The 2,715-nt window shown below is 43.8% G+C and carries 4 protein-coding genes; all 4 read right to left on the reverse strand.

Annotated features, from left to right (window positions below; translation table 11 throughout):
* Positions 1-43 precede the first annotated feature (43 nt).
* Positions 44-715 carry a molybdopterin cofactor-binding domain-containing protein gene (locus CDZ78_RS23965; RefSeq protein WP_280175609.1) on the reverse strand — a complete coding sequence of 224 codons (672 nt, stop codon included), beginning with the start codon at positions 713-715 and terminating at the stop codon, positions 44-46.
* Positions 715-2,043: a molybdopterin cofactor-binding domain-containing protein gene (locus tag CDZ78_RS19595; protein WP_280175610.1), complete on the reverse strand. Its 1,329-nt coding sequence runs from the start codon at positions 2,041-2,043 to the stop codon at positions 715-717. Before CDZ78_RS19595 ends, CDZ78_RS23965 begins: the two co-directional genes overlap by 1 nt.
* Before the next feature lie 90 nt (positions 2,044-2,133).
* Positions 2,134-2,481: a hypothetical protein gene (locus CDZ78_RS19600; RefSeq protein ID WP_087871463.1), complete on the reverse strand. Its 348-nt coding sequence runs from the start codon at positions 2,479-2,481 to the stop codon at positions 2,134-2,136.
* A 10-nt stretch (positions 2,482-2,491) separates the two neighbouring features.
* The coding region (locus CDZ78_RS19605; protein ID WP_140414248.1) for a transposase domain-containing protein at positions 2,492-2,715 on the reverse strand (224 nt) is incomplete at its 5' end.

The raw sequence follows: 2,715 nt of genomic DNA on the forward strand, positions 1-2,715 counted from the left end.
GTAGCATAGTTTCAATTTTACCATAAATAATTATTGGGAAACTTCAGTCACTAAGTAATGACCCTGTTTCATCATAGCGTATCTCTTCCATCGTCATCCAGCCCAGCCCTTGTACGACAGCTCCCTCTATTTGTCCGCGATCAATTTCAGGTGCCAGGCTTTGGCCTATATCATGAATGATTTTAATACTATCAAGCTGATAACGCCCTCGCAAACAATCAATAGTCACTTCAATGGCTGCGCAACCATAGACATGATACGCAAAGGGCCCACCTTTTTCGGTTTGCATATCAAAACTTAAGTGTGGCGTAGCATAATGAGCCTGTGCCGATAAGGCACAACGAGCCATATAAGCCTGAGAAATTAGCATTTTCCAATCCAGATCGCTGGCTTGTTCAGCAATACAAACACGTTCATTGTTAATACTAATTAACGCAGAATCAACACTAAGAATATTTGCGGCCAGTTGTTTTAAGCGCTGCATTATTTGCTCACAGGCAATACGTATCGCCTGACCATTCAGATCCGTACCGGTACTTGCAGAGGTCGGTGACATATTGGCGATTCGTGTGGTGTTGGTGCTTTCCAGTTTAATGCGAGCCGAATCAATCGAAAAAATGTGTGCCGCAATATTGCATAATTTAACCCTGACTCCCTGGCCCATTTCCACCGCACCGCAACTAATACTCACACTACCGTCATTAAAAATATGCACTAGCGCATCAGCCTGATTAAGAAAAAGGCATTAAAGGCGATGCCAAAACACACGGGCATAATTGCCAGCGCTTTTTTCTCTAGCTGATGAGTATTATTAAATTCATCAATCTGCTGTTGCTGCTGTTGCAAGGAAAAATCCTGTTCTAATTGCTGCCAGCTTGCGTGGCTGTTATTTTCTTTGGCTACCATGCCATAGGGGAACACATCGCCATCCTGCATCAGGTTTTCTTGCTGAATACAAGCGACATTAACCTGCATTTCCTGTGCTGCTTTAAAAATGGCACATTCAAGAATAAACATCGCCTGTGGCGCGCCAAATCCGCGAAATGCAGTATTGGGTGGCAAATGAGTACGACAACTCACGGCATTAGCACGCACATTGGCAATAAAATAGCTGTTTGTGGCATGCAATAATGAGCGCTCCAGAATAGACAGAGATAAGTCGGCAAGCGCGCCGGCATTCTGATAATAAGACACTTCATAGGCAAGAATTTTACCCGCCTTATTTAGACCCAGCTTAAAGTCAGCACTATAAGGATGGCGTTTTCCAGTGAAGCGCATATCCTCTGTGCGACTTAGAGCAATTTTTACCGGCTGTTGCGTTATGCTAGCGGCTAGCGCCACCATAACCGCCCAAGAGGTTGCTTGCTCTTCCTTACAGCCAAACCCACCGCCCAGGCGTAAAACATCGACATCTATTTTATGCATTGCGCAATTTAACACGCGCGCGATAATGCGCTGCACCATCCCGGGCGATTGCGTTGCTGAAATAATTTTTAATTGCGTATTTTCCAGTGAGTAGGCAATCGCTGTTTGAGTTTCCAGATAAATATGCTCTTGCGCCCCCGTTTCTGCACTGCCTTCGACGATCACATCACAATGCGCCCAGCAACTATCAATATCACCAAGTGAAAAACTACGTGGTGAAGAAATATGCATGCCTAGCCGATCTGCTTCTCTAGCATCAAAAACAGCGGGTAATTCTTGATACTCAACAATACATAATGCCGCAGCCCGTCGTGCTATTGCTGCTGTTGTAGCGATCATAATCGCAATAGACTGACCTTGATAAACGACTTCGTTATCTGCCAGTAGTACTTCATCGGGAGCAATATTTCCGATTTGATTAATCCCCGGAATATCTCTGGCCGTTAAAACTTTAACAAGCCCCGGCAAAGATAATGCAGACTTAAAATCAAGTGATTTTATTTTGCCATGGGCAATTGAGGAAACTAGCGGAAATGCATGCAGTGTATCGTCTGTTAGCGGCTGATCATCAATAAAACAGGCTTTGCCTTGTGCATGGAGTTCACTATCCTGATTCATAGAAAACTCTCCCAGCTAACATAGTCAGGCAATAATTTGAGCCAGTGGGCAATCAATAATTGTCTGACTAATAAACGCTTATAATCAGCACTACCACGAATGTCGGATAATGGATAATGGATAAATTTCAGTCTGAGCGAGGTCTAACGCTTGTTGCAATAAAGATAGTGATATCTTTTTATCGCGTAAAAAGGCACTAGTCTTATGCAAATATAGCGGAATGGCCGCCACCCCACCAACTGCGATATGAATCTGTTTAAATTGATTTTCGTGTAGCACCAGACTCATTGCCGAGTTGACACTGGCAATATCCAGATGTGTGCGCTTGCAGACTTTTTCAAAACTAATACGCAATGCTTCAGGACATTGAAAATGGATTTCATCAAGCCACTCATCTATCTGTATATCGGTAAGCGTCGCTTCTTCCCACCTAGACAAGCTACGCCACTTACTTTAAAGGCTTGATTTTTTCAGTCAGGTTCCAGGGTAAAAACTGATCCAATGCCTCTGGCTTATAGTGCCTACCAAGCTTGGGTAGTGCGGTGAGTAAATACTTTAAGTAATCAAAAGGCTCTAGGTTATTGGCTACCGCTGTCTGCACAAGACTGTAAAGTAGTGCGCTGGCATTAGCGCCGCGTGGAGTTTGATTAAATAACCAGTTTTTACGGCCAA

This window comes from Bathymodiolus platifrons methanotrophic gill symbiont, from assembly GCF_002189065.1.
GTDB lineage: Bacteria > Pseudomonadota > Gammaproteobacteria > Methylococcales > Methylomonadaceae > Methyloprofundus.